Below are 19,862 nucleotides of genomic sequence, written 5' to 3' on the forward strand. Positions count from 1 at the left end.
CGCATTCCGTGACGTCCGCCGACCTGACCCTCGACGAGAAGGCGTCACTCACCAGCGGAGCGACCTTCTGGCACCTCAAGGCCGTCGAACGCCTCGGCATCCCCTCCGTCATGGTGACGGACGGGCCGCACGGCCTGCGCAAGCAGGCCGAGGGCGGTGACCACCTCGGCCTCGGCGGCAGCGTGCCCGCGACCTGTTACCCGCCCGCGGTCGGCCTCGGCTCCTCCTGGGACGTCGAGCTCGTCGAGCGCGTCGGCCGGGCCCTGGGCGTCGAGACGTCCATAGAGAACGTCGCCGTGCTTCTCGGCCCGGGCGTCAACATCAAGCGCTCGCCGCTGTGCGGGCGCAACTTCGAGTACCTCTCCGAGGACCCGATCGTCTCCGGCGTGCTCGGCGCGGCCTTCGTCAAGGGTGTCCAGTCACAGGGCGTGGGCACCTCGCTCAAGCACTTCGCGGCGAACAACCAGGAGCACGACCGGATGCGGTCGAGCTCCGACGTCGACCCCCGCCCGCTGCGGGAGATCTACCTGCGCGGCTTCCAGCGCGTCGTCGAGGAGGCGCAGCCCTGGACGGTCATGTGCTCCTATAACCGGATCAACGGCGTGTACACCTCCGAGGACCCGTGGCTGCTCACCCGGGTGCTCCGCGACGAATGGGGCTACGAAGGCGTCGTCGTCTCCGACTGGGGGGCCGTCAACGACCGGCTGGCGGGCCTGCCCGCGGGCATGGACCTGGAGATGCCCTCCTCGGGCGGACACCACGACCGGCTGATCGCCGAGGCCGTGCGCGGCGGCACGCTCGACGAGAAGCACCTCGACCTCGCCGCCGACCGGGTGCTCGACCTCATCCGCAAGGCGCAGGCCGGAGCGGGCGCGGTCCAGGGCCCCCTCGACATCGACGGGCACCACGCGCTCGCCCGCGAGGCCGCCGGCCGCTCGATCGTGCTGCTGCGCAACGAGGGCGGCCTCCTGCCCCTGCGCAAGGACGCGAAGCTCGCCGTCCTCGGCGCCTTCGCCGCCCAGCCCCGCTACCAGGGCGCGGGCTCCTCGCTGATCAACCCCACCCGGCTGGACAAGGCGCTCGACGAGATCCGGGCGCTCGCCACCGGCGAGGTCGCGTACGCCCCGGGCTTCAGCCTCGCGGCGCGGACCACCGCCGAGGAGGCCGGCGCGCTGCGGGAGGAGGGGGTGGCCGCGGCGAGGGACGCGGAGGTGGCCGTACTGTTCCTGGGCCTGCCCGCACGGCTGGAGTCCGAGGGCTACGACCGCACCGACATCGACCTGCCCGCCGACCAACTCGCCCTGCTCGACGCCGTGTTGGCGGTCAACCCGAACGTCGTCGTGGTGCTCTCCAACGGCGGTGTGGTCGCGCTGCCCTTCGCGGACCGGGTGCCGGCCGTCCTGGAGGGCTGGCTGCTCGGCCAGGCCGGCGGCGGCGCGACCGCCGACGTCCTGTTCGGCGAGGTCAACCCCTCGGCGAAGCTCACCGAGACCATCCCGCTGCGCCTGGCGGACTCCCCCGCCTACCTCGACTTCGGCGGCGACTTCTCGCACGTGCGCTACGGCGAGGGCCTGTTCGTCGGCTACCGCTGGTACGACGCGCGGCGGCTCCAGGTCGCCTACCCCTTCGGCCACGGCCTGTCGTACACCACCTTCGCCTACGGCGACGCCACCGCGGCCGTGAACGCCGACGGCGACATCGAGGTGCGCGCCACCGTCACCAACACCGGCGGACGGGCCGGCCGCGAGGTCGTGCAGGTCTACACCTCGCTCGGCACCTCCCTGGTGCAGCGCGCGCCGCGCGAACTCAAGGCCTTCGCCTCGGTCGCGCTGGAGGCCGGCGAATCCCGCGAGGTCACCCTCCTCGTGCGCCGCGCGGACCTCGCGTACTGGGACATCCGCGTCGACCGCTGGGTGGTGGAGGGCGGCGGCTACACCGTCGAGGTGGCCGCCTCCAGCCGGGACATCCGCAGCACGGTCGAGGTCGAGCTGGCCGGCGACACCGTCGCGCTGCCGCTGACCCGCTCCTCGACGCTCGCCGAGACGCTCGCCCACCCCGTCGCGGGCCCGGTCATGCAGGGCGCCCTCGCCGAGATGATGGGGCAGGTCGGCGACATCGCGTCCGCCTTCCCCGAGGACGCCGACATGGACCAGCTCATCGGCTCCCTCCCCATCGGCCGCGCACCGCTCCTGAGCGGCGGCAGCGTCTCGATGGAGATGATCGACGGGCTCATCGCCCTGGCCAACGCGGGCACGCCCGAGCAGTGACCGGGGGCCTCGCGCCGGGCTCCCGCTGAGGGGCGGCGCCACCGCTGCGAGCGGTGGCGCCGCCTTCGTTCCCGCCGATCTGCGGCCCGCTCAGCAGCAGCCGCCGGTGGCCGGAGCCTCCCGAAACGGAGTGGCGACGCCGATGCTCACCGGGCCCGGGTCGTCCCGTCGGCGCCGGCCGGTATGGTCGCGCTGCTCGACCTCGACCACTGACGCACGATCCGAAGGAGCCCCCGGTGCCCCGCGCCCTTCCCGTCCTCGCCCCGATGGGGCCCGAGCACGCCGAGCAGGTCCTGGCGATCTACCGGTCCGGCATCGAGGAGGGCAACGCCACCTTCGAAACGGCCGCACCGACCTGGGAGGCCTTCGACGCGGCCCGCCTGCCGCGGCACCGCCACGTCGCCCTCGGCCCGGACGGCCGGGTGCTCGGCTGGGCCGCGGTCAGCGCCGTCTCCGCCCGCCCCGCCTACGCCGGGGTGGTCGAGCACTCCGTCTACGTCCACCCCGCCGCCCGGGGCCAGGGCGTCGCCGCCGCCCTGCTCGACGCCCTGATCGCCTCCACCGAGGCCGCCGGGATCTGGACCATCCAGTCCGGCGTCTTCCCCGAGAACACCGCCAGCCTCGCCCTCCACACCCGCGCCGGCTTCCGCGTCATCGGCACCCGCGAACGCATCGCCCGCCACCACGGCACCTGGCGCGACGTCCTGCTGATCGAACGCCGCAGCCCCACCGTCACCTGACAGGTCGTGGAGTACGGCCCGCAGATCGCCGACCCCCGCGCGCTGACCGGGATCGGCCGTCGGCCGATCCCGGTCAGCGCGCGGGACGGAACCTCCTGCGCCAGGCCAGGGCGACGTAGACGAGGGCGATGAGGGCGGGCACCTCGATGAGCGGGCCGACGACACCGGACAGGGCCTGGCCGGAGGTGACGCCGAAGGTGGCGATGGCCACGGCGATGGCGAGTTCGAAGTTGTTGCCGGCGGCGGTGAAGGCCAGGGTGGCGGTGCGGTCGTACGCGAGGCCGATGGCCTTGCCGAGCGCGAAGGTGCCGAACCACATGATCGCGAAGTAGGCGAGCAGTGGGAGGGCGATGCGGGCGACGTCGCCGGGCTGGTTGGTGATGGTCTTCCCCTGGAGGGCGAAGAGGATCACGATCGTGAACAGCAGGCCGTACAGCGCCCAGGGGCCGATCTTCGGCAGGAACGTGGCCTCGTAGGTCTCGCGGCCCACCTTCTTCTCGCCGAGGCGGCGGGTGAGGAAGCCGGCGACGAGCGGGATGCCGAGGAAGATCAGCACATTGACGACGATCTTGGCCGCCGAGAAGTGCAGGCCGTCCTGTTCGAGGCCCAGCCAGCCGGGCAGGACGTCGAGGTAGAACCAGCCGAGCAGGCCGAACGCGACGACCTGGAACACGGAGTTGAGGGCGACCAGGACGGCGGCGGCCTCGCGGTCGCCGCAGGCGAGGTCGTTCCAGATGATGACCATGGCGATGCAGCGGGCGAGTCCGACGATGATCAGGCCGGTGCGGTACTCGGGGAGGTCGGGCAGGAAGAGCCAGGCCAGGGCGAACATCACGGCGGGGCCCAGCACCCAGTTGATCACCAGGGACGAGACCATCAGCTTCCGGTCGCCGGTGACGGTGTGCAGCCGGTCGTAGCGCACCTTGGCGAGCACCGGATACATCATGACCAGCAGACCGACGGCGATCGGCAGCGAGACCCCGCCGACCTCGACCTTGGCGAGGGCGTCGTTCAGCCCGGGGATCAGGCGGCCGAGGCCGAGCCCGAGGCCCATGGCGAGCAGGATCCACACCGCGAGGAAGCGGTCCAGGAAGGAGAGCTTGCCGACCGGTCCGGCCTCGGGACGGGCCGGGGGGACGGTGGTCCTGGTCGGGGTCACGGGCAGGACCTCTTCGTGTCGGCGTTGGCGCGGGCGGTGGCGGCGAGGTCCGCGAACCCGCCCGACAGGGCCTCCAGCACCTCCGGCTTGAGCCGGTAGTAGGTGAACCGGCCGCAGGGCTCGGTGTCCACCACCCCGGCCTCACGCAGCACCTTCAGGTGGTTGGACAGGTTCGTCTGACGGGCGCCCGTCTCCTCCACCAGGTGGGTGGTACACAGGGTCTCGCGGGCCAGCAGGGCCACGATCTTGAGCCTGAGCGGATCGGCCAGCACCCGCAACAGTTCAGCGTCGACTGACATCAGCATGGACTGATACTGTCACATCAGCAGGGACTGATACCAGTGGCCGCTGACCCGTATCGCAGAGTCCGCCGAACGCCCACGGATCTCCGACCGAACGAAGGACCGCCCACCGATGACCGCCGCGCCGCTCGCCTCCGTGCTCTTCGTCTGCGTCCACAACGCCGGCCGCTCCCAGATGGCCGCAGGCTTCCTCGCCCACCTCGCCGGCGACCGCGTCGAGGTCCGCTCCGCCGGCTCCGCACCCGGCGACCGGGTCAACCCGGCCGCCGTCGCCGCCATGGCCGAACTGGGCATCGACATCTCCGACCAGCGGCCCAAGATCCTCACCACCGAGGCCGTCCAGGCGTCCGACTACGTCATCACCATGGGCTGCGGCGACGCCTGCCCGTACTTCCCCGGCAGGAAGTACCTCGACTGGAAGCTCGACGACCCGGCCGGTCAGGGCGTCGAAGCCGTCCGCCCCATCCGCGACGAGATCAAGGCCCTCATCGAGGGCCTGGTCGCCGAGATCGACACCGAGGCCGCCGCCGGACGGGAGAACTGACGGCCACGGCCACCCGCCAGCCCGTCACTCAGTCCCGATCCGCCGCCCGGTGACCTTGTACGGGCGGATGCGCACCCAGAGCGGGCGGGAGCCGCCGGCCCACGGGGTGGCGCCGGGCAGGGCGGCCAGGCGTTCCTGCTCCGCCGGGTCGCCGACGTGCTGCGCCTCCCCGACCATGAGCACGCTCCAGCCCCGGCTCCGGCGGTCGTCGATGTGGTCCACCTGGAAGGAGACCGGCGCACCGGCGCGCGGGGCGGCGGCACCCTCGGCGGCCGTACGGTAGACGACCGTGCCGGCGTCCACCGCGTAGTTGACCGGCAGAACGATCGGGGCCGGCTCGACGGGCAGGCCGATCCGGCCGATGCCGTGGGTGCCCAGCAGCTCCCAGCACTGCGGCTCGGTGAGGTGGAGCAGCAGCGGGTGCGAAGCGGGATCGGGCTGGCCCGGCGGGGCGTCGGCGCGGCCTTCCAGGACCTCGGACCAGGTCATCCTCAGGGCGCCGACGATCCGGGCGAAGCCGCCCGGGTCGAAGGCCGGGCCCACGGCCAGCAGGTGCCGCAGGTACTGCGGGGACATGGCCGCCTCGTACGCCAACCTGTCCTCTTCCAGGCCGAGTTGGTTCCGGCGTTCGACGATCCGACGGGCGACGACGCAGGGGTCGGCCCGGCGGATGGCGTCGAGGTCCAGGATGTTGCTCACGGTGCGCCTCCTCGGTTGCCCGTGCTCGCCCGTCACGTCCGGAGCGGTCTTGAGGACCCCGGCGGCGTCGACGTCGGCGGAGGCGCCGTACGCGTCCCGCGTCTCGGCGGTCGCCGGCCGCGACCGTGCGCTGCGGTCGCTCCGGGAACGGCGGGAACGGCGGGAACGGCGGGAACGGCGGAAACGGGGCGGTTCCGCCCGCCCTTCCAGGTTCGTCCGCCGCCGCGCCGCCCGCCAGGGGACCGGTGGGGTCCTTCCACGGGGCCGATGGGCCCTACAGCGCCCGGCGGGGCGGGACGGACGCGCCTAGGCTGGTCAGTGCTGTGGGGGCGAGCAGTGGAGGAATGCCTTGGGCAGCGCACCGGAGAGTCCCGGCCCCGTACCGAAGCTGCGGCTGGACGAACTCCTGGAGGAGCTCCAGGCCCGGCTGGACGCCGCCCGGGGAACGCGCGACCGGGTGCACAGCCTGCTGGAGGCGGTGTTGGCCGTCGGGCGCGACCTGGAGCTGTCGCAGGCCCTTCGGCACATCGTGGAGGCCGCCGTCGCGCTGGTGGACGCCGAGTACGGCGCCCTCGGCGTGATCGGCGAGGACCAGCGGCTGTCCCGGTTCATCCCGGTCGGCGTCACGGACGAGCAGATCAGGGCGATCGGCCCGCTGCCGTCCGGGCACGGCATCCTCGGCGAGCTGATCCGCCATCCCGAGCCGCTGCGGCTCACCCGGATCGCCGACCACCCCGCCTCCTACGGCTTCCCGCCCGGCCACCCGCCGATGCGCGGCTTCCTGGGGGTGCCGATCCGGATCCGGGACAGGGTCTTCGGCAACCTCTACCTCACCGAGAAACGGGGCGGCGGCGACTTCGACGCCGAGGACGAGGCGGTGCTCGCCACCCTCGCCGTCGCCGCCGGGGTCACGATCGACAACGCCCGCCTCTACGCCCGGGCCCGCCGGCGGCAGCGCTGGCTGGAGGCGAGCGCGGAGGTCTCCAGCAGCCTGCTCTCGGGAAGCGGGGAGCAGGCGGTGCTCGACCTGTTGCTCGCCCGGGCCGCCGAGATCACCGGCGCGGACCTCGCCGTCGTCGCCGTTCCGTTGCCGGACGCCCGCGAGTCGGACGCCCGCGAACTGGAGGTCCGGATCGCCGTCGGACTGGGCGAGCACGAGCACCGCGGGCTGGTCCTGCCGGTCGAGGGCTCGTTCATGGGGGCGGCCGCGCGCACCGGCGGGCTCGTGGTGAGCCCCGACGTCCGGAAGGACCCGAGGATCACCTCCGGGCCGCCGCGCTGGGAGGGCCTCGGCCCGGCGATCGCGGTTCCCGTCGGCACCGACGAACTCGGGGTCCGGGGTGTCCTGATGCTGGCCCGGGCGGCCGGGGCGCCGCTGTTCGAGGAGGACGAATCGGGGCCGCTGCTGGGCTTCGCCGGCCAGGTCGCCGTGGCCCTGGAACTCGCCGAGCGCCGCCGCGACTCCGAGCAGGTGGCGCTGCTCAAGGAGCGCGACCGGATCGCCCGGGACCTGCACGACCTGGCCATCCAGCGCCTCTTCGCCACCGGCATGACGCTCCAGGGGTCCCTCCGTTTCATCGAGCACCCCGAGGCGACCGACCGCGTGCTGCGGGCGATCGACGACCTGGACGACACGGCGAAGACCATCCGCGCCAGCATCTTCGGACTGCGGCTGCGCGATGTCGGCCCGGCGGCGGCCGGGCTGCGCGCCCGGCTCACCGACGTGGTCGAACGGGCGACCCGTGCCCTCGGCTTCACCCCCGGGCTGCGGATGACCGGCCTGCTCGACATCACCGTGCCCGACGAGGTCGCGGACGCCGCCGTCGCCGTCCTGGAGGAGGCCCTGTCCAACGTCGCCCGCCACGCCAAGGCCGACGCCGTCGAGGCGTCCGTCGCCGCGGACTCCGAGCTGACCCTCACCGTGACCGACAACGGAATCGGCCTCCCCCGGGGCGGCCACCGCGGCGGACTCGCCAACCTCACCGACCGCGCGATCGCCCTGGGCGGCACCTTCACCGCCCGCACCCGCCCCGAGGGCGGCACCGAACTCGTCTGGCGGGTGCCGCTCCCGAGTGCCTAGGGTTGCGTGAGCCAGGGCAACATGTGGGCCTCTACGGCGGACGAGGTCCATGCAGGCCGCCGCGGCGGCCGAGCCCAGGATGCCGAAACTCCCGGGCTCGGCCGTTCACATTGATGAAGCGTCAGCACGTCACCGGAACTTCCACCACCGGCCGAGTGCCCCATGGGCCGCTTCCCTCCACCGAGAAGGTCGCACGCACTGTCGAACCGCACGGGGCGGTGGCGGTGAAGCCGTTCACCTGTACCGGGGTGGAATGGAACGCCGTGCTCCCGTTCACGGAGCCAAGCGAGTCGCCGCCGACCACCTCGGCCGACAGATTGGTGTACAGGGTCTGCCACGACACCGGCCCGTCGGGCGGGCCGGCAAGGCCGATCTTCCCGTAGATCACGATGCTGCTGCCGGTGACGTCTGCGCAGGCATAGGTCGCCAACCCGGCCTGGAGACTGGACTTGCAAGTCGTGACCGTGGCGGTGGCGGTGTCAGCGCCGGTCGCGGCGGCGAAGGCCGGCACGGGCGTCGTGAGCAGGGCGGCGGCACCGGCGGCGCCCACCGCGATGCGGGTGATGCGGTTCATGGTCTTCTCCTTCAGACGATGTGGGAAACCGTTCGAAGACAGGCACTGTTAGCCATGTGACATTTCACCTGTGCCACGACCCCAACTTTGCCATGCGATTCCAAGGCTCCAGACCATTCTTGCCTTCGAAGTACCAGCCCGTCTGAAAGTACATCCTGGGTGACGTAAATCCGCCCGGCTGGGCCAATGCGGCTACCACCTCGGGCGAACCCGCGTCGAACGCCGGGTGAACCACCTCCCCGCCGTCCGGCTCGCAGCCTCCGCCGTCGACCAGCACCGTCCCGTAGTCGCGGCTCTTGCGCGTCGCGTACTCGTCGACGCCCACCACCCGAGGGCCGGCGGCGCCGGGTCGGGAAGCTCCTCGACCAGACGCAGCACCGTGCTCCGGCTCACCGACACCCCGAACACGGCGGCCAGCCGGGCACCGGCCCGCCCGGCAAGCCGCCAGGCCGACCGAGGCGAGTGTGGCCCGCAACTGCTCGGTCCACCGGCCGTGGCGTCGCGTCAGTCCTTCGATCTGCTCGGCGAACGTCCGCCGCCCGAACGACGGGTTGCCGCATACGAAGTGCCTCACCCGCAAGCTCAACCGGACCCGTCTGCCCCTACCGGACCGTCGACAGGAAACCGCAGGTAGGAGCTGTGCACCCGGGCGACCAGTCCCCGCACCCCGGGCAGCTGTGCCCCACCGCCGAGCATTCGACCCGCACGTTCACCGACTCGACGTCCACATCGACCGACAGCACCCTGACGCCCGCGACCGACGGAAACAGCAACCCCTCCAACCGGGGCACCAGATCATCCACCCGACATGATCGCGAAGTCACACTGGAGTACTAGCCGAGGGGGCTAGGCGCGAGCCGAAATCGAAGAATCGCCCCACGGTGAACTTCAATTCGACCGGCACGAACACTTCCCGCCCGACGATGTGGATCGTACACTTTCCGGCGGGCGAGAAGAATCCACCATTATCGCGCGGCCAAAATGCGATTTTCCGTCAAACATTCTGGCGACTCAAGAGCGTGAGTCGACTTCAGGCCCGGTGAAAGGCGATTCGTCTCACCTCTCCGACATTCCGCGTCAGCGGAATTCCCGGACACCGTCACTCCATCAGGGAGGACCCTTGCGCTTTCACGCCGGATCCACGAGGCTCATCGCGCGAACGGTCAGCGCGATGCTGTGCCTGCTCTCCGCCGTCCTGGGGCTCGCGAGCCCGGCGGCGGCCGCCGGCTCGACCCCCGGCACGTACAGCTACTACGGCTTTCCGTCCGCCACGTCGGCCCTGCGCTCGGTCGCCTTCGGCACCACCGTGCAGTCCGACCCCGGACGGGGAAACGTGTTCTGGTCGCACCAGTTCGCGTTCACCAACGGCGTCGCCGGCTACATCGGCATGCAGCGGCACCGGACCGATCCCGGCATGTTCCTGTTCTCGTTGTGGGGCTCGACCAACGCGCAGCCCGGCGACACCGGCACCTACTGTCAGACCTTCACCGAGAGCGGAGGCGGCGGTTACACCTGCCGCCTCAACGCGGCCTTCGCCGCCGGTCACCACTACCGCTACGACATCACGCCCGCGGCCCCCGGCTGGTACCAGGCGCGGATCAGCGACACCACCGCCGGCACGTCGTTCGTGCTCGGCACCCTCCAGGTCGGCACGGGGCTGATCCGGGCGTCGGGCATGATCGACTGGGTCGAGTACTTCGACTGGAACAACAACGCGGCGACCTGCGCCGACGAGCCGTACTCCGCGGCCCTGTTCACCGCTCCCACCGGGGTCGACGCGGGCACCGGGCAGAGCGTCACCGCCGCCGTCACCGGCACCTCGCTCAGCAGCACCTGCGCCAACCAGGCGAGTGTCACCCCGGTCGCCGGGGGCAGCATCCACCGCGATGCCATCGGCAACACCTCCTCCGGGTCCATCACCGGCATCGGCGGCCAGTGCGTGGACATCACCGGCAACGTCAGCACCGACGGCACTCGACTGGAGCTGTGGCCCTGCGGCCGGTGGCAGGACAACCAGAACTGGGTGCTCGCCGGCAACGGCACGATCCACGCCCTGTTCAAGTGCATGACCGCCAGCGGCTCCGGCACCGCCAACGGCACCCCCGTCGTGCTCTCCACCTGCAACGGCTCGCCGGGCCAGCAGTGGGTCCTGACCAACGGGACCCTGGTCAACCCGAACTCCCACCGCTGCCTCGACGCCACCAACGGGAGCAGCGCCCCCGGCACGAAGCTGGAGCTCTGGGACTGCAACGGCGGTGCCAACCAGCAGTGGCACACCCCGTCCTGACGCGGTCCACGACCGTACGAGGCGGAGCGCGGGCCCACCCCCACGGGTGGGTCCGCCCCCACGGGTGGGCCCACGCGGCAGCGGCTCAGCGCGGACGCCGCTGGTGCTGTTCGGGCTCCACGTGGGCGGCGAGGACGGCGGCCTGGAGGCGGCGTTCGACGCCCAGCTTGGCGAGGAGGCGCGAGACGTGGTTCTTCACGGTCTTCTCGGCGAGGTAGAGCTCCTGGCCGATCTGCCGGTTCGTCTTGCCCTCTCCCACGAGCGCGAGGATCTCCCGCTCGCGCTGGGTGAGCCCGGCGAGGACCGCGGCTGTCCCGCTCTCCTCGTGGTGGCGCAGCCTCTCCATCAGCTTGCGGGTGGTCGCCGGGTCGAGCATGGACTGGCCGGAGGCCACCGTCCGGACCGCGCCGACCAGGTCCGCGCCCTTGACCTCCTTCAGCACGTAGCCGGCCGCTCCCGCCATGATGGCGTCGAGCAGGGCGTCGTCGTCGTCGAAGGACGTCAGCATCAGGCACGCCAGCCCGGGCATCCGGTCCCGGAGGTCCCGGCAGACGGTCACGCCGTCGCCGTCCGGGAGCCGCACGTCGAGCACGGCGACGTCCGGGCCCAGCGCCGGGACCCTGGCGAGCGCCTGGGCGCAGCTGCCGGCCTCGCCGACGACCTCGATGTCCTGCTCGGACTCCAGGAGGTCGCGCACGCCGCGCCGGACGACCTCGTGGTCGTCCAGCAGGAACACCCGTACGGGCCGGGGCGTGTCCATGGCCTGCTCCCTGGGGTGCGCGGGCGGTGACATCACCGATCGGGCGGTGATGTCACCGATTCTGCGCCGTCGCGGCGCCGGGCGCACCGGGTCGGCCGCCCGGCGCGACGGCGGGCACGGGCCCTGCGGCCTCTCCGGTCAGGCGGGGGCGGTGAGCCGCAGTTCGACGCCCACCACGCCCGGCACGGAGCGCACCAGCCGCTCCAGGACGGGTGCGGAGAGGGTGTCCGGCAGGCTGCCGGTCAGGGTGATCCGGCCGTTCTCGGAGCGGATGTCGGTGTCCGTCGCGGTGATCGGGCCGAGGGTGGCGGTCAGTTCGAAGCGGACCCGGTCGACCAGCTCGCGGTCGTCCTCCAGGTAGACCTTCAGCAGGTCGCCCCGGCTGACGATGCCGACCAGGTAGTCCTCCTCGTCGACCACCGGGAGCCGCTTGAAGTGGCCGCGGGCCATCGCCCGGGCGGCCTCGTTGAGCGGGCTCGCGGGGTGGACCGTCACCGCCGGGACGGACATCATCCGCCCGGCCGTGAGCGCTTCGGCCCGCTCGCCGTCCCGGTCGCGGGCGGTGAGCAGGTCGGCCTCGGAGACCACCCCGACCACCCGGCCGTCGCCGGTCAGTACGGGGACGGCGCTCACCTGCCAGCGCTGGAGGGTCTCGGTCACCTCACGGAAGTCGGCGTCGCGGCCGACGGCGACCACGGCGTGCGTCATGACGTCGGCGACGGTGTTCGGTGTGCGGGGCACGGCGACCTCCTACGACGCGGCGCGGTAGGCGCGGGGGTGTTCGAGCTTCGGACTGGTGTCGTCCTCGGTCCAGTCGAGGGTGGCGTGCACGGCGACCACGCCGTCCACGGCACGGCAGAGCTGCTCGGCGATCGGGACCAGGCTGCGGCGCGGCAGCCGTCCCTCCAGGGTGACCACGCCGTCGTGCACCGACACCCGCACGTCGCCGGGAGCGAGCCAGAGGGTCTGGCCGAGCACGTCGTGGTTGATCTCGTCGCGGATGGCCGCGTCGTGGCGCAGGAAGACCTCCAGCAGGTCCCGACGGCTGACGATGCCGACCAGCCGGCCGGCCTCGTCCACCACGGGAAGCCGCTTGACCTTGTGCTTGTCCATGGCGCGGGCGGCCTCCGGCACCGACCAGCCCGGGCGCGCCGTGACGGCGGGGCTGGTCATCAGGCCGCCGGCGGTCTCCGCCTCGGCCCGGGCGCGGTCCGCGGCGCCCAGCCAGCGTCCCGGGAAGCGGCCCTCCGGATCGGGCAGCACGGCCTCCTTCCGGATGAGGTCCGCCTCCGAGACCATGCCGAGCGGACGGCCCTGGTCGTCGATCACCGGGATCGCGGTGATGTCGTTGCGGTGGAAGAGCGCCGCAACCTCCTTGAACGGCGTGTCGGGCCGGGCGGTGACGACCTCCCGGGTCATCACGTCATTGACGCTGCGGTGCTGCATCGTCCTCACTCCTCCCTCGGGGTTCCCGCCTCCACGGTCCGCCCTCCGGGAGCGGGCGCACAGGGCCGGACGGTCCCTGCCGCAGGGGCCGGTCCGGCCCCAAACCTCGTGCCGTACGGGAGGCGGCCACGACGGTCGGGCGCCGGTCCCGTCACCGGGGCGGTCCCGGTTCGGTGTCGTCGAGGTCCCAGGTGAGGTGGTCGGCGAGGCCGGTGAGGCCGTCGATGCGGGCGAGTTGGAGGATCAGGGCGGCGGCGTCGCCACGGGTGCGGGTGCGGCCGGTGACCGCGACCAGGCCGCGTTCGCAGCGGACGTGCAGCGAGCCGGGGGCGACACCGCTGCCCGGGGTGAGGGCGAGGGTGAGCGCCTCGGAACGGATGGCCTCGTCCTCCCGGCGCAGGGCGTCGAGCAGGTCGTGCGCGGAGAGCAGGCCGATCAGGCGGCCGTCGGCGTCCACGACGGGCAGGTGGTGCAGGGAGTGCTCGGCCACCAGGGCCAGCGCCTCGGTGGCGGCCATGTCCTGGGTGACGGTGACCGCCGGGGTGGCCATCATGTCGCGGGCGAGCAGTTCGCCCCCGGCGCGCCCGGCGCCCTCGACGCGCCCGGCGTTCTCGTCGGCGTAGGCGGCGAGGAGGTCGGAGGCGGCGACCACGCCCGTGACCGTGCCGTCCGGCGTCACCACCGGCACGATGCCGCGCCGGGAGGCGCTGAGCACGGCGGCGACGGTGGCGAAGTCGGTGCCGGGGGTGACGGCGATGCCGGGGCGGCTCATGCAGTCGCGCACCCGGGTTCGTCCGGGGGAACGCGCGGGGCCGTCGGCGGGGAAGACATCGGCGGCGGTGCCGTCGAGGATGCTGTGCTTCATGGCGCTCACTCCCCCTCGGCGGCGGCCGGGCGCCGCAGCCGTCGCAGGTAGGGGTCGAAGGACGGTCGGGGTTCCAGCCGGACCCTGGCGTCCACACAGACGGCGCCGTCGGGTCGGAGGATGACGGGGTTGAGGTCGGCCTCGACGAGCTCCGGGAAGTCGTCGGCGAGCAGGGAGAGCCGGGTGAGGACGGACCGCACCGCCGCGAGGTCCACGGGCGGGACCGCACCGTCGCCCAACAGCAGTGGCGCGCTGCGGAGTTCGGTCACCATGGTGGTCAGGTCGCGCTCGCTGAGCGGGGCCAGTCGGGCCACCCGGTCGGCCAGGACGTCGGCGGCGGTGCCGCCCGCCCCGAGGACGACGAGCGGACCGAAGACCTTGTCCTGGACGACCCCCGCGAGCAGTTCGAAGCCCGGCTCCGCCATCGGCTGCACCACCGCTCCGGCCAGCTCCGTACCGAACCGCTCCGCGAACTCCCGGTAGGCGGCGCGGACTTCGGACTCGCTGCCGAGGCCGGTGCGGACGGCGCCGAGCGCGCTCTTGTGCACCTGCCCGGGCCAGTAGGCCTTCAGGGCCACCTGCCCGTCGTGCCCGAGGAGGCGCAGCCCGTTCGCGGCGGCCACCGCCGTGTGCTCGTCCCGGGCCCACACCGAGGTGGTCAGCGGCAGTCCGTAGGCGTCCAGCAGGTCGGCGGTGGACAGCGGGTCGAGCCAGCCGCCGTCGGGGTGGGCGGTGAGGTAGCCGTCCACCAGGCTGCGGGCGGTGTTCCGGTCGCAGCCCTGGGCTTCGGCGGGTCCGGAGGGGGCTTCGGCGAGCCAGCGGGCCCGGTCCCGGGCGTGGGCGAGGGCCCGGGCGGCGGCGACGGGGTCCGAGTAGGCGGGCAGCACGCCGCTGTCCGCGCAGTTGCGGTAGCGGACGGGCACCTGCTGGTCGAGCAGCACGGCGGCGATCGGCACGCGGCGCCGGGCGGGGCCCTCCAGCAGGGCGCGCACCGGGTCCCGGGCCGGGGTGGTGCCCAGCGCCGTCGGCACCAGGCACACCAGGATCGCGTCGACGGCCTCCTCGCGCTCCAATGCCCTTAGGAACAGGGCGAGTTCTGTCGGGTCGACCGCCGCCGTGGTGTCCACCGGGTTGCGGACGGAGGCGCCCGGCGGCAGCAGCTTCCCCAGCTCCGCGGGGAGCTCGGGCAACTCCAGCCCGGCCTCGGCGCAGGCGTCGGCGGCCAGGATGCCGATGCCGCCCGCGTTGGACACCACGGCGACCGCGCCGCGCGGGGCGGGCAGTGGCTGGGCGTGCAACAGGGCGGCGGCCTCGACGAGTTCCTCGATGCTCCGGGTGGCCGTGATGCCGGCCTGGCGGAACAGCGCCTCCCGGGTCACGGTGGGGGTGGCCGCGGCCGCGGTGTGCGAGGCGGCGCCCCGGCGGCCGGCGGTCGAGCGCCCGGCGTCGACGGTGAGCACCGGGATCGTCCGGGTCACGCGGCGGGCCGTCCGGGCGAAGGCGCGCGGGTTGCCGAAGGACTCCAGGTGGAGCAGGGCGAGGTCGGTACGGCCGTCCGCCTCCCACCACCGGAGCAGGTCGTTGCCGCTGACGTCGTACTTGTCGCCGAGCGAGACGAAGCTCGACACCCCGATGCCCAGCCAGGCCAGCCGCGACAGCAGCGCGATCCCCACGCCGCCGCTCTGCACCGCCACCCCGGCGCTGCCCGGCCGGGGGAAGGCGCCGCCGAACTCGGCGTCCAGCCGGACGGCCGGCTCGGTCTGGGCCGTGCCCAGACTGTTCGGCCCGACCAGGCGCATGCTGTGCCGGCGGCAGGCCCGCATCAGCCCGCGGGCCTCCTGCGCCCCCAGCCCGGAGGTGAGCACCACCAGCGCCCGGACCCCGGCGGCGCCGCACTCCTCCGCCGCTCCGGGGACGGCGCCGGCGGGCACGGCCAGCACGGCGAGGTCCGGCACGGCGGGCAGCGCGCGGACGGAGGGGTACGCGGGCTCGCCGTCGATCTCCCGGGCGTGCGGGTTGACCGCCCAGACCGAGCCCGCGAAGCCGCCCCGCCGGATCTTTCCGAGGACGGTCCGGCCGACCGAGCCCGCCCGCCGGGACGCCCCGACCACCGCCACCGAGGCCGGGCGCAGCAGCGCGGCGAGGCTGGCGACGTCCGCGCGCCGACCGCGTTCGTCCACCGCCGACCGGTAGCGCTCGTCGCTCTCGTCCAGCGGCACCCGGATCCGGACCTCGCCCTGCGCGAAGCGGCGCTGGACGGGCAGGCCGAGGTCGGCGAAGAGCTGGTGGACGGCCCGGTTGCCGAACAGGGTGTCGGCCTCGAAGTAGCGGGTGCCACGGGCGCGCGCGGCGTGGATCAGGTGTTCCAGCAGCAGGGTGGCGACACCCCGGTGGTGCCAGCGGTCCGCCACCGCCAGCGCCAGTTCCGCCGTCTCCGGCGGGTCGTCCAGCGGCTCGCAGTCCACCTCGCCGACCAGTTCCTCCCCCACCCAGGCACCGAGCGCCAGCAGGCCCGTGGTCCCCTGCCCGCACAGCCGGTCGGCCGCCTGCCGCGGCGCGTTGCGGCTGGCCCCGAAGAACCGCATCCGGCGGCTCTCCTCGGAGAGTCCCTCGGTGTGCAGGTCGAGCACGGCCCGGTGGTCCTGCGGGCCGAGCGGCCGGAGCACGACCGTGGTGCCGTCGGACAGCAGGGCCTCGGCGGTGGTGAGCAGCGGGTGGACGGTGGGCATGGCGGTCTCCTCGGCCGGCGCCGTTTACGTCTCCAGGGTCCGCGCCTTCTCCCTGCTTGGGGAGGGCCGACCGGCCCCGCCCGCACCGCCGTGCAGCGCCACTACGCCCGGCAGCTCGCACGGGGCCCGTCCGGTGGGAGTCTGGAAACAGGACCACTCGACCCGGACCGCCCATCGGCGGTCCCCGTGACGGAGCCGGGAATGCCGACGAGAATTCTGCTGGAGGGGCGCCCCGGCGTCGGCAAGACCACCGCGATCCGCAGGCTGGCGGCACTGCTGCACACCCGGGAAGCGGTGGGTTTCACCACGGCGGAGATCCGCGCGGGCGGCGCTCGGGTCGGTTTCGTCCTGGAGACGCTGGCGGGCCGACGGGCCGTGCTCGCCCATGTCGACTTCCCGGGGCCGCCGCGCGTCGGTCGGTACGGCGTCGACCTGGAGGTCATGGAGCGACTGGCGCTGCCGTCCCTGGCGTGGACCGCGCGGACGCTCGTGGTCATCGACGAGCTCGGACGGATGGAGCTGGCCCACCGACCGTTCGAGAGCGCCGTCCGAGCGCTGTTCGCCGCTGACGTCGATGTCGTGGCCACGGTGCAGGCGCAGCACGGCCCGTTCACCGACGCCCTCAAGCGGCGCGCCGACATCGAGGTCCTCCGGCTCACCCCGGCGAACCGGGACACCCTCCCGGAACGGCTGGCCGCGCGCCTGGAGCCGATGGCACGGAAGGGGCCGTGACCGATGGCCCGCCGTGACCGCGCCGCATCCGCGACCGCCCGCCGGCGCGAGCGTTGGAACGCCGCCCTGCTGCGCGCCTGCGCCCGCTGGGCCGAGCGCGAGCGCCTCTGCGCCGGCTGGGCCGACCGAGGCGTCGGACGCTGCCGTCGCTGGGCGAGCGCTCACCGCGCCGGCCCTCCGCCGGTGAGGCGCCCGGGCCGCGAACACGAGCGGTCCGGCGCCGCGGTGCGCAGACTGGAAGCGGAGCGGTCGGCACGGGAGGTCACGTCGTGGGAACAGACCGGCCTGCGGGGTACCCCGACATGCCGGACCCGTGGACGCTCCGCTACCGGGGGTTCGACCCCGTCGAGGAGGGGCTCCGGGAGGTGCTGTGCGCGCTCGGCAACGGCTACCTGGTCACCCGGGGCGCCGCGCCGGAGTCGGTCGCCGACGGCGTCCACTACCCGGGGACGTACCTGGCCGGCTGTTACGACCGGGCCGGGTCGACGGTCTCGGGGCGGGCGGTCACCAACGAGGACCTGGTCAACTGCCCGAACTGGCTGCCGCTGACCTTCCGCCCGGCCGGTGGCGACTGGTTCACCGGGCCGCCCGCCGAGCAGACCATCGAACTGGACCTGCGCCGGGGCGTGCTGACCCGTACGGCGCTGGTGGTCGACGACCGGGGTCGGCGGACCCGGTTGGTGCAGCGCCGCCTCGCCAGCCAGGCCCGGCCGCACCTGCTCGCGCTGGAGAGCACCTTCACCCCGGAGAACTGGTCCGGCCCGCTGGAGGTCCGATCGGGCCTGGACGGCGACGTCACCAACAGCGGCGTCGCCCGCTACCGGGGCCTGGCCGAACGGCACCTGACCCCGGTCGGTGTGGGCGTGGACGAGGACGGGCTGCTCCGACTGGAGGCCGGAATGGCCAACTCCCCGCTATGGATCGCCCTTTCCGCCCGGACCAGCGCCCGCCGGGCCGCCAGGGTCGCGACCGAGTGCGGCGAGAGCTGGGTGGCACACGTCCTCACCCTGGAGGGCGAGCGCGGTCGGCCCGTCACGGTGGAGAAGACGGTCGCGGTGCACACCTCCCGTGACCGGGCGATCGAAACCCCGCTGGGCGCCTCGCGCCTGCTCGCGTCCGGAGCCGGGGACTTCGAGGACCTTCTGGCCGAACACGCCCTGCGTTGGGGCGAGTTGTGGCGCCACTGCCGGATCGAGGCGGACTTCGACGGCACCGGTCCGCTGCACCTGAACCTGTTCCACCTGCTCCAGACCTACTCCGAGCACTCCGTCGACCTGGACGTCGGCGTCCCGGCCCGCGGACTGCACGGCGAGGCGTACCGGGGCCACGTCTTCTGGGACGAGCTGTTCGTCCTGCGGCTGCTGAACCTCCACTTCCCCGAGCTGGCGCGCGCCGTGCTCCGCTACCGCCACCGCCGCCTCGACGCCGCCCGCCGCCAGGCGCGGGAGGCGGGGTCGCACGGGGCGATGTATCCGTGGCAGAGCGCGAGCGACGGCCGGGAGGAGTCCCAACAGCTGCACCTCAACCCGTTGTCCGGCCGTTGGCTGCCCGACCACAGCCACCTCCAGCGGCACGTCGGCTCGGCGGTGGCGTACAACGTCTGGCAGTACTACCAGGCCACCGGCGACCGGGACTTCCTCGCCACGGCCGGCGCCGAGATGCTGCTGGAGATCGCCCGCTTCTGGTCCTCCACGGCCGTCTACGACCGGGCCCGGGGGCGCTGGTCGATCCGCGGTGTGCTCGGCCCCGACGAGTACCACGACGCCTACCCCGGAGCGGCCCGGCCGGGTCTGGACGACAACGCGTACACCAATGTGCTCGCCTCCTGGGTGCTGGCCCGGGCCCAGGACGCCCTGGACGTCCTGCCCGGCTACCGGCGCGGCGAGCTGCGCGAGCGCCTCGCCCTCGACGACCTGGAACTGGCCCGCTGGCAGGAGGTCGGGCGGCACCTGCACGTCCCGTTCCACGGGGGCGTGCTGAGCCAGTTCGAGGGCTACGACCGGCTCGCCGAGCTCGACTGGGAGGCGTACCGGCGCCGCTACCCCGACCTGCGCCGGCTCGACCGGATCCTGGAGGCCGAGGGCGACACCGTCAACCGCTACAAGGCCTCCAAGCAGGCCGACGCGCTGATGCTCTGGTTCCTGTTCTCCGCCCGCGAGGTCCGCGACCTGCTGCGACGCCTCGGCTACCCGGCGCACCACGAACTGCTCCGACGCACCACCGACCACTACCTGCGGCGCACCGTCCACGGCTCCACCCTCAGCTCGGTGGTGCACGCCTGGGTCCTCACCCGCTCCGACCGGCGCGCCTCCTGGCGGCACTTCCGCGACGCGCTGGTGGCCGACCTCCGGGACAGCCAGCACGGCACCACCGCGGAGGGCGTCCACCTGGGCGCCATGGCGGGCGCGGTCGACCTGCTGCAGCGCTGCTACACCGGCCTGGAGGTCCGCGAGGACGCCGTCTGGCTCGACCCCCGCCTGCCCTCCGCCCTCGGCCGGCTGGAGCTGGACCTGCGCTACCGGGGCCACTGGGGCGTCCTGATCGCCGTCGACCGCCGTACGGTCACCGTGAGCCTGCACGAGGACCGCCAGGAGCCGGTCCGGATCCGCCTGCGCGGCGCCGAGGCGACCATCCGGCCCGGCGAGACCCGGCGCTTCCACCTGTGAGCGCCGAGGCCC

The 19,862-nt window shown here is 73.4% G+C and carries 17 protein-coding genes; 7 read left to right on the forward strand and 10 right to left on the reverse strand.

All coding sequences use genetic code 11. The features are described 5' to 3' along the window. Positions 1-8 precede the first annotated feature (8 nt). Both J0670_RS07770 and J0670_RS07775 read left to right on the forward strand, forming a co-directional pair. On the forward strand, positions 9-2,267 hold the full coding sequence (locus J0670_RS07770; RefSeq protein ID WP_207810667.1) for a glycoside hydrolase family 3 C-terminal domain-containing protein: 2,259 nt from the start codon (positions 9-11) through the stop codon (positions 2,265-2,267). Between the two features lie 266 nt (positions 2,268-2,533). After that, positions 2,534-3,007: a GNAT family N-acetyltransferase gene (locus J0670_RS07775; RefSeq protein WP_207810668.1), complete on the forward strand. Its 474-nt coding sequence runs from the start codon at positions 2,534-2,536 to the stop codon at positions 3,005-3,007. A 73-nt stretch (positions 3,008-3,080) separates the two neighbouring features. Here the strand turns inward: J0670_RS07775 and arsB are convergent, their stop codons facing one another. Both arsB and J0670_RS07785 read right to left on the reverse strand, forming a co-directional pair. Continuing rightward, positions 3,081-4,166 carry an ACR3 family arsenite efflux transporter gene (gene arsB, locus J0670_RS07780; RefSeq protein ID WP_307806431.1) on the reverse strand — a complete coding sequence of 362 codons (1,086 nt, stop codon included), beginning with the start codon at positions 4,164-4,166 and terminating at the stop codon, positions 3,081-3,083. Beyond that, positions 4,163-4,471, reverse strand: coding sequence for a helix-turn-helix transcriptional regulator (locus tag J0670_RS07785; protein WP_207810653.1), 309 nt, complete (start codon positions 4,469-4,471; stop codon positions 4,163-4,165). Before J0670_RS07785 ends, arsB begins: the two co-directional genes overlap by 4 nt. Positions 4,472-4,580: 109 nt before the next feature. On the opposite strand from J0670_RS07785, the gene J0670_RS07790 reads away from it, so the two are divergent. Beyond that, positions 4,581-5,012 (forward strand): arsenate reductase ArsC, encoded by a 432-nt coding sequence (locus J0670_RS07790; RefSeq protein WP_207810654.1) that lies wholly within the window; start codon positions 4,581-4,583, stop codon positions 5,010-5,012. Positions 5,013-5,036: 24 nt separating this feature from the next. Here the strand turns inward: J0670_RS07790 and J0670_RS07795 are convergent, their stop codons facing one another. Further along, positions 5,037-5,711, reverse strand: a complete 675-nt coding sequence (locus J0670_RS07795; protein WP_207810655.1) for a pyridoxamine 5'-phosphate oxidase family protein — start codon at positions 5,709-5,711, stop codon at positions 5,037-5,039. 349 nt (positions 5,712-6,060) lie between these two features. On the opposite strand from J0670_RS07795, the gene J0670_RS07800 reads away from it, so the two are divergent. Beyond that, positions 6,061-7,791: a GAF domain-containing sensor histidine kinase gene (locus tag J0670_RS07800; protein WP_207810656.1), complete on the forward strand. Its 1,731-nt coding sequence runs from the start codon at positions 6,061-6,063 to the stop codon at positions 7,789-7,791. A gap of 121 nt (positions 7,792-7,912) precedes the next feature. Here J0670_RS07800 and J0670_RS07805 read toward each other — a convergent pair whose 3' ends face one another. Continuing rightward, entirely contained in the window at positions 7,913-8,365 is a 453-nt protein-coding gene (locus J0670_RS07805) for a hypothetical protein (RefSeq protein ID WP_207810657.1), read from the reverse strand. Between the two features lie 64 nt (positions 8,366-8,429). Then, positions 8,430-8,690 carry a hypothetical protein gene (locus tag J0670_RS07810; protein ID WP_207810658.1) on the reverse strand — a complete coding sequence of 87 codons (261 nt, stop codon included), beginning with the start codon at positions 8,688-8,690 and terminating at the stop codon, positions 8,430-8,432. 795 nt (positions 8,691-9,485) lie between these two features. On the opposite strand from J0670_RS07810, the gene J0670_RS07815 reads away from it, so the two are divergent. Further along, the gene (locus J0670_RS07815) at positions 9,486-10,652 is read left to right on the forward strand and encodes a ricin-type beta-trefoil lectin domain protein (protein ID WP_207810659.1); all 1,167 of its coding nucleotides are present in this window, start codon (positions 9,486-9,488) and stop codon (positions 10,650-10,652) included. A gap of 85 nt (positions 10,653-10,737) precedes the next feature. On the opposite strand, the gene J0670_RS07820 is transcribed toward J0670_RS07815, so the two are convergent. The 5 genes from J0670_RS07820 to J0670_RS07840 all read right to left on the reverse strand — a co-directional run bounded on the left by J0670_RS07820 (position 10,738) and on the right by J0670_RS07840 (position 16,452). Then, positions 10,738-11,412 carry a response regulator transcription factor gene (locus tag J0670_RS07820; protein ID WP_207810660.1) on the reverse strand — a complete coding sequence of 225 codons (675 nt, stop codon included), beginning with the start codon at positions 11,410-11,412 and terminating at the stop codon, positions 10,738-10,740. Positions 11,413-11,550: 138 nt separating this feature from the next. Next, positions 11,551-12,153, reverse strand: coding sequence for a CBS domain-containing protein (locus tag J0670_RS07825; protein WP_207810661.1), 603 nt, complete (start codon positions 12,151-12,153; stop codon positions 11,551-11,553). Positions 12,154-12,162: 9 nt separating this feature from the next. Continuing rightward, complete coding sequence (locus tag J0670_RS07830; RefSeq protein ID WP_207810662.1) at positions 12,163-12,858, reverse strand: CBS domain-containing protein; 696 nt, start codon at positions 12,856-12,858, stop codon at positions 12,163-12,165. Between the two features lie 151 nt (positions 12,859-13,009). Next, complete coding sequence (locus J0670_RS07835) at positions 13,010-13,723, reverse strand: HPP family protein (protein WP_207810663.1); 714 nt, start codon at positions 13,721-13,723, stop codon at positions 13,010-13,012. A 5-nt stretch (positions 13,724-13,728) separates the two neighbouring features. Continuing rightward, on the reverse strand, positions 13,729-16,452 hold the full coding sequence (locus tag J0670_RS07840) for a bifunctional GNAT family N-acetyltransferase/acetate--CoA ligase family protein (RefSeq protein WP_207810664.1): 2,724 nt from the start codon (positions 16,450-16,452) through the stop codon (positions 13,729-13,731). A 201-nt stretch (positions 16,453-16,653) separates the two neighbouring features. On the opposite strand from J0670_RS07840, the gene J0670_RS07845 reads away from it, so the two are divergent. Both J0670_RS07845 and J0670_RS07850 read left to right on the forward strand, forming a co-directional pair. After that, the gene (locus J0670_RS07845; RefSeq protein WP_207810665.1) at positions 16,654-17,184 is read left to right on the forward strand and encodes a nucleoside-triphosphatase; all 531 of its coding nucleotides are present in this window, start codon (positions 16,654-16,656) and stop codon (positions 17,182-17,184) included. A 302-nt stretch (positions 17,185-17,486) separates the two neighbouring features. Further along, on the forward strand, positions 17,487-19,850 hold the full coding sequence (locus J0670_RS07850; protein WP_207810666.1) for a glycoside hydrolase family 65 protein: 2,364 nt from the start codon (positions 17,487-17,489) through the stop codon (positions 19,848-19,850). Positions 19,851-19,862: the final 12 nt, after the last annotated feature.

It is taken from the genome of Streptomyces sp. FH025 (genome assembly GCF_017427025.1).
In the GTDB taxonomy this organism is placed as follows: Bacteria; Actinomycetota; Actinomycetes; order Streptomycetales; family Streptomycetaceae; genus Kitasatospora.

What these genes read in the sequence shown, in the direction of transcription:
- J0670_RS07775 (WP_207810668.1), top strand. Translation starts at nt 2,534, where the DNA reads ATGGGGCCCGAGCACGCCGAGCAGGTCCTGGCGATCTACCGGTCCGGC.
- J0670_RS07785 (WP_207810653.1), bottom strand. Translation starts at nt 4,471, where the DNA reads ATGCTGATGTCAGTCGACGCTGAACTGTTGCGGGTGCTGGCCGATCCG.
- J0670_RS07790 (WP_207810654.1), top strand. Translation starts at nt 4,581, where the DNA reads ATGACCGCCGCGCCGCTCGCCTCCGTGCTCTTCGTCTGCGTCCACAAC.
- J0670_RS07805 (WP_207810657.1), bottom strand. Translation starts at nt 8,365, where the DNA reads ATGAACCGCATCACCCGCATCGCGGTGGGCGCCGCCGGTGCCGCCGCC.
- J0670_RS07820 (WP_207810660.1), bottom strand. Translation starts at nt 11,412, where the DNA reads ATGGACACGCCCCGGCCCGTACGGGTGTTCCTGCTGGACGACCACGAG.
- J0670_RS07830 (WP_207810662.1), bottom strand. Translation starts at nt 12,858, where the DNA reads ATGCAGCACCGCAGCGTCAATGACGTGATGACCCGGGAGGTCGTCACC.
- J0670_RS07835 (WP_207810663.1), bottom strand. Translation starts at nt 13,723, where the DNA reads ATGAAGCACAGCATCCTCGACGGCACCGCCGCCGATGTCTTCCCCGCC.
- J0670_RS07840 (WP_207810664.1), bottom strand. Translation starts at nt 16,452, where the DNA reads ATGCCCACCGTCCACCCGCTGCTCACCACCGCCGAGGCCCTGCTGTCC.
- J0670_RS07845 (WP_207810665.1), top strand. Translation starts at nt 16,654, where the DNA reads ATGCCGACGAGAATTCTGCTGGAGGGGCGCCCCGGCGTCGGCAAGACC.
- J0670_RS07850 (WP_207810666.1), top strand. Translation starts at nt 17,487, where the DNA reads ATGCCGGACCCGTGGACGCTCCGCTACCGGGGGTTCGACCCCGTCGAG.